Genomic DNA, 6287 nt, shown 5'->3' with positions numbered 1-6287 from the left:
CATTTAGGGGGCTTTTTTATTGTTATCAATAAAATTGAGAGGCCGTAGTTGGTTCAATGGAATACGGATTACCTTATAAATAGTCTGACTATTTTTTATAAAAAAACTATTTATTTACATTTTTTTGTTTCGTGTTATATTTTTAATGTTAACATAGTTGTATTGAAAATTCTGATTTTCAAATTAGGAAAACTTTAGAAAATGAAATACTCTTACTTGAATTGAAAATCATATAAACATAGTTTGAAAGTAAAGTATGAAAATGAATCAGATTTTCAAATTAAATTTGCCAAATCAATGGAGGTTCGTGGGGGAAATGTAACTAAGAAGAAATCTCTTATACTCCATGTTTTTTATTTGTAAATCGGTAATTCTAATAGCTCTGACGAAAAGTAAAGGAGTAAAAAAGAAGTGGATAGTTTGTTTAATAGAAGATAGGGTGTAAAAAATAAAACAACGGAGGTTTTATAATGAATAAAGGAATACTGCAGATTACAGAAATTGAAGAAATTACTATTCCGAATCTATTGAAGGATAAAATGAAGAATCTGATAGAAAATGAATTAAAAACTCATAATCCTTATACTTGTGATCAAGAAATAGCAGCATATTTTTCAAAAGAGTGGCTTAATTGTTTGATTGACTATTCAAAGAAAACTCCGAATTCAGACATGAAAAATCTACTACATATGATAAAAATAGCGAATTGTGGTGGGAACGTACCGCCTATCCTTATTAAAAATACTCCATGTGATCCTATAGAAACACTATTACCTGGGGAAAATCGCAGAGGTTTTAATTATGGTGAAGACGAACACGATAGAATGAAAAAATATTTTTATGCAGAATGGGTCACCTGGCTTTTTGCCACACTTTTTAATTATGATGCTTTAATTCACCCATCCGAACATGCAGGGAAAAATAGATTTCATCTCATTTCACCTTTAAACAACGATGAAGTTTTGCGAAATGTCGGTGCAAGCACCGGTGGCGGGAACTTTTATCAACATAACGATGCCACAGTGTATACAGATATGAAAGACCAATCAGATATTGAAGCAAGATTGAAAACATTCAATACGAATTTAGAAATTGTATCAAATAGACTTAATAAATCCGTGGAACGAATAGTGTCTGAAATTACTTGTGGAAAATTTACTAGAGTTGATGCTCTTTTATTAAAAGGAGTGTTAAATTTAAAAACTCAAACTCATATTGGAACGCCAAAATTACTTCAAAAGCATCTTGAAGAAAATTTCTTCAGTAAAGATGACATATTGGCGATAAGTAAAATGCCTATTGCTCATATCGCAGGAATGGCTGATGGTGAAATATCGGGATTTGTAGGGGAAATAAACCAAATTATATTTTTAGATGATAATGGTGATATTATTGCAACTTGTTTAAATGGAGCAGAGAATAGATTGATTTATGTAGGAGAAAGTGAAGAAGAAAAATTGAAATTTGACATGTTTTTAGAACTCTTACGAACAACGCCTACTTATAAGGTTCCACTTACATCTGAAGATTTATTAATTATCCCAAATTCATACTATGGTAAACAAACAAATGTAACTCATGGTAGAGAAAGGTTATCTGAGGAAGAATATAAAATCCCGATTGGAAATAATAAATACGGAAGAAGAATTGTTTGCAGGCAATACGTTTCCAGCCGATTACGTGATCAGAAAGAAAGTTACTTTAAAGATTTAATTAACTAGTTTAAAGAGAGGAGGGAAGATGGGGAGGTTTGGGGTATAATAGCTCAAGCCTTCCCATATTCTTTGTATGGATTTTACTATTGAATTACTCATACTACTATTTTTAGTAGCTGTATTAGCAGGATGGATAGATACGATTGCTGGAGGCGGTGGTATGATAACTATCCCGATAATGTTATTAGTAGGTATGTCTCCTTCTGTAGCGATAGCAACTAATAAACTGCAAGGGAGTAGCGGAACTCTCATGGCAACAGTGTTTTTTATTAAGAAGAAAGAAATTAATCTTAAAGAAATGCGTTTGTCCATCTTAATGACCTTTTTTGGATCAGTTTTCGGTGGATGGCTTGTTTTACAGATACGGGCAGAATATCTAATTATGATATTACCTTTTTTACTTGTTTTTATTGGCATTTATTTTCTATTATCTCCAAATATAGCAAACGAAGATCGACCGAGGAAAATAAGTATGTTGTTGTTTGCGTTAACAGTGGCTCCGTTACTGGGGTTTTATGATGGTTTCTTCGGCCCAGGAACAGGTAGCTTGATTGCTTTAGCGTTCATTCTTTTATGTGGATATAGTGCTACACGGGCGACTGCAAATGCTAAGATTTTGAACTTTACAAGTAATTTCGCTGCTTTGTTATATTTTATTATTTTTGGCCAAATCGATTGGACAATTGGGTTGATTATGATGCTTGGTCAAATTATAGGATCATATATTGGAGCGAAGATGGTGCTTACAAAAGGGACGTCATTAATACGACCAATAGTGGTTATTGTTTGCTTTGTTATGGCAATTAAAATTTTTTTACAAAATATAAACTAAATGTAATCAATATATTATTTGTATCGAAGTTAGAGTGTTTTCATGTTTTTATTGCAGTATTACGCTGTTTAAGATGTGTTCAAAATTACACAATTTGACTAGTGTAATGTATTGCGTTATGCTTTTTTATAGTATAAAAGAAAGGCTTGAAGATAATGATTCGTCGTTTGAGAAAGCTAAAAAATGTAGCAGTCGTAGTAAGCTTCTAAGTAAATAGCAATATATATAATACTTAGAAGCGAGGAATAAAGTTATGAAGCATCCATTATTTAATCATTGGTCAGAAACAAAGTATATAAAAGATATAGTAACAAATCCACTCATTGAAGTAGGAGAGTACTCCTATTATTCAGGCTATTATAGTCATCAAAATTTTGAAGATGGCTGTGTAAGGTATTTGTGGGGAGATGCTAAGTCCCAAGCACTGTTCAATCCAATTGAACAGATGGGATGGCACCTTGACAAACTCATTATTGGGAATTATGTTTGCATTGCAAGCGGGGTAGTCATTTTAATGGGTGGTAATCATAATCATCACTCAGAATGGATTACAGTATATCCATTCGCTGAGCAAATTAAACAATCATATGAACCTAAGGGAGATACAGTCATTAAAAGTGATGCTTGGATTGGAATGAATGCTATAATAATGCCTGGCGTTACTATTGGTGAAGGTGCAATTGTTGCTGCAGGATCAGTCGTAAGTAAAGATGTTCCGCCGTATACAATAGTTGGTGGAAATCCTGCTAAGGAAATAAAGAAACGATTCACTGATACAGAAATAAACATGTTAATGGAAATGCGTTGGTTTGATTGGGATAGGAAATTGATTGAGAAGGCAATACCGCTGTTATCTAGTCCATCCATCGAACCATTATTTGCTTTTTATAAAAATGAAGTGAAAAATAAATAAATCAGTTAGAAAAACTACATCCAGTATAGGGTGTAGTTTTTTATTTTTTGTAACTGTGGAACAAATGTATTATTTAGATTGTCTATTAACTGTAATCCTAAAAAAATATGAAAGTGTGAATCATTTTGAAAAATATAAGGGGATTAAAAATAAGGATATGTGTGGGAATACAAAGTATTAGCGCACCTAAAAATGTCGGATGAGATGGTCTATATGAAAGCGATTCTAACGTTTTATATGTATATACAATTTGAGAACACTTTCTATTTTTTTGCGGGATTATGTTAGAATAACGCTTTTTTTAAGTACAAAGAAATTGGAGGTAACAGAAGTGAAAGGTATGTTTTGCAATAGAGTTATTGCAATAGTGACAGTGCTTACAATATTTTGTAGCATGGTCGTTACAATTGGAAAAGCAGCAGCGGAAACAGATCCTGCTATAGACGTTGAAGCAGGATCAGCAATTTTAATAGAAGCAAATTCTGGAAAAATTTTATATGAAAAAAATGCAGATGAATCATTGGCAATTGCTAGTATGACAAAAATGATGAGCGAATACTTAGTTCATGAAGCGGTGGATAAAGGAAAACTTAAATGGGATCAAAAAGTTAAAATCTCTGAATATGCACATAAGATTTCGCAAGATCGTTCACTATCAAATGTTCCATTAGAAAATGGTGGCTCTTATACGGTAAAAGAGTTATATGAGGCAATGGCAATTTACTCTGCAAATGGTGCAACAATTGCTTTAGTTGAACAGATTGCTGGTAAAGAGGTCAATTTTGTAAAAATGATGAACGATAAGTCAAAAGAGTTTGGTATGAAAGATTATAAGTTTGTAAACTCTACCGGCTTAACAAATCAAGATTTAAAAGGATATCACCTAGAAGGGACAACTCTAGACGAGAAAAATAAAATGTCTGCAAGGGATTGTGCAATTTTAGCACAACGTCTTATTCAAGATTTTCCCCAAATATTAAATACAGCAAAAATTCCTAAAAAAACATTCCAAGAGGGTGGTAAATATCCAATTGATATGGCGAACTTTAACTGGATGTTAAAAGGTTTAATTAAGCAATATGAAGGTGTAGATGGTTTGAAAACAGGAACGACTCCAGAAGCGGGAGATTGTTTCACTGGTACAGTAGAAAGAAATGGTATGCGCCTAATTTCTGTAGTGATAAAAGCAAAATCTCATACGGCACGTTTTGATGAAACAAAGAAATTATACGATTATGGATTTGCGAATTTTGAAGTGAAGAATGTCTATGGAAAAGATTCAGTAGTAAAAGGGCATGAAACAGTTCGAGTAGCAAATGCAAAAGAAAAAGATGTAGTAGTTCAAATGAAACAAGCTGTTTCGCTTCCAATGCCGAAGGGCAACAAAGACATTTATAAAAAAGAATTTAAAGTATCGAATACGGAACAAGAAGCGCCTATTAAAAAAGGTGTAACAATTAGTAAAATGATTATCTCGTCTAAAGATAATACAGATCCTGGGTTCTTATCAGGTAATTCATTACAAATAGACCTTGTAACAAAATCTGATGTGGAACAAGCAAATTGGCTTACACGTTTTATACGTAAAACAGGATCTTTTTTTAGTGGTATGTGGGATCGTACGATTGATATAGTAAAAAGCTAATTTTATAGGATACAACTAAATATTAGTTTGAAACAAAAGGTTTCAAAGCACTATAGATTCTTATGTGGATAGCTTGGAATGTCAGGGTGTAATTTTTTCTTCTTACTTTGTGCATTGCAATGACACTACTTTTTTCTATAGTTTCGTATCATGTAATCGAAAAGAAATGTATCAACTGGGCAAAACAAAGAACAACAAATTTTTTGAAAAAAGTATAAGTCCTAGAGGGATTTTATTTCTTTAGTAAATATACGAATATGACCGATTCCTTAGTATACTTGGGAATCGGTCAATTTTGGATTCTAAATGTAAATATAGTAAAGTGGAATATAATTGAAATCGAAAACCACTTAGAAATAACAATTACGGTGTGAGCTATTGTATAGTATAGATATGTTTAAAAATAAAGGGGGAATACATATGTGGAAGCGATTTGTGGCAATTGGTGATAGTTTTACAGAGGGGATAGGGGATGAAGTTGAGGGAATTGCATTAAAAAGCTGGGTAGATCATTTTGTTCAACTGTGTGAAAAAGATATAGAATATGCCAATTTTGCAAAGCGTGGGTTAGTAACTGAAGAAATTCGCTTGCAGCAATTGGAAAAGGCGTTAACTTTTAATCCAGATTTGGTTAGTCTCATTGCAGGGGCAAACGATGTTTTAAAAGGACGTTGGAATCATGATGCATATAAGAACGATATGGAATTTATGATAGATACATTAAGTAAAGCAGGGGCTGATATTATTATAGCAAACCTTCCTGATTTTACAGTTAGGCTTCCTTTTGCTTCTGAAAAAAAACAAGAAATAAAAGAACAATTATTAGAGGCAAATGAAGTTATACATTCACTGAGCAGAGAGTATAAGCTTCATCATGTTGATTTTTGGAATCATCATTTAGTTAATGACAATACGCTTTGGTCTAAGGATTTAATTCATCCAAACTCAAAAGGATATGTAAAAGTTGCTGAATTGATTTTTAGTAGTTTGCCTGTACAGAAGACAAAATAATAGTTTGCAATGTAACGAATATGATATTAAGTGTATGAAGCTATGTTTTTTAGTAAATGGAAAGAACTAAACATTTAGCAAACAAAGCGTTTCTACGATATATTTCTACAGTAGTGCACAAATACAGAATCACAAAGAAAGATCACTTATGGAAATAGGTGGTCTTTAAAT

The 6287-nt window shown here is 32.4% G+C and carries 5 protein-coding genes and 1 pseudogene; all 6 read left to right on the top strand.

From position 1 onward, the window contains the following. Positions 1–470 precede the first annotated feature (470 nt). Positions 471–1721, top strand: coding sequence for a hypothetical protein (locus ACQGSG_RS25530; RefSeq protein WP_001032367.1), 1251 nt, complete (start codon positions 471–473; stop codon positions 1719–1721). Between the two features lie 67 nt (positions 1722–1788). Next, positions 1789–2547: a TSUP family transporter gene (locus tag ACQGSG_RS25525; protein ID WP_000347987.1), complete on the top strand. Its 759-nt coding sequence runs from the start codon at positions 1789–1791 to the stop codon at positions 2545–2547. A gap of 253 nt (positions 2548–2800) precedes the next feature. Further along, positions 2801–3460: a CatB-related O-acetyltransferase gene (locus ACQGSG_RS25520; protein WP_000682538.1), complete on the top strand. Its 660-nt coding sequence runs from the start codon at positions 2801–2803 to the stop codon at positions 3458–3460. A 331-nt stretch (positions 3461–3791) separates the two neighbouring features. Then, positions 3792–5105: a D-alanyl-D-alanine carboxypeptidase family protein gene (locus tag ACQGSG_RS25515; protein WP_118414509.1), complete on the top strand. Its 1314-nt coding sequence runs from the start codon at positions 3792–3794 to the stop codon at positions 5103–5105. 92 nt (positions 5106–5197) lie between these two features. Then, positions 5198–5323: pseudogene (locus tag ACQGSG_RS25510) on the top strand (acyltransferase family protein); the annotation flags it as partial. A 202-nt stretch (positions 5324–5525) separates the two neighbouring features. Then, the gene (locus ACQGSG_RS25505) at positions 5526–6116 is read left to right on the top strand and encodes an SGNH/GDSL hydrolase family protein (protein ID WP_000265873.1); all 591 of its coding nucleotides are present in this window, start codon (positions 5526–5528) and stop codon (positions 6114–6116) included. Positions 6117–6287 lie beyond the last annotated feature (171 nt).

Origin of the sequence: Bacillus sp. GMa5/1 (genome assembly GCF_050172015.1) — a bacterium.
In the GTDB taxonomy this organism is placed as follows: Bacteria; Bacillota; Bacilli; order Bacillales; family Bacillaceae_G; genus Bacillus_A; species Bacillus_A cereus.
Note: the sequence above shows the minus strand (reverse complement) of the source record. Positions and strands in the feature narration are given on the sequence as shown.

What these genes read in the sequence shown, in the direction of transcription:
- ACQGSG_RS25530 (WP_001032367.1), top strand. Translation starts at nt 471, where the DNA reads ATGAATAAAGGAATACTGCAGATTACAGAAATTGAAGAAATTACTATT.
- ACQGSG_RS25525 (WP_000347987.1), top strand. Translation starts at nt 1,789, where the DNA reads ATGGATTTTACTATTGAATTACTCATACTACTATTTTTAGTAGCTGTA.
- ACQGSG_RS25520 (WP_000682538.1), top strand. Translation starts at nt 2,801, where the DNA reads ATGAAGCATCCATTATTTAATCATTGGTCAGAAACAAAGTATATAAAA.
- ACQGSG_RS25505 (WP_000265873.1), top strand. Translation starts at nt 5,526, where the DNA reads ATGTGGAAGCGATTTGTGGCAATTGGTGATAGTTTTACAGAGGGGATA.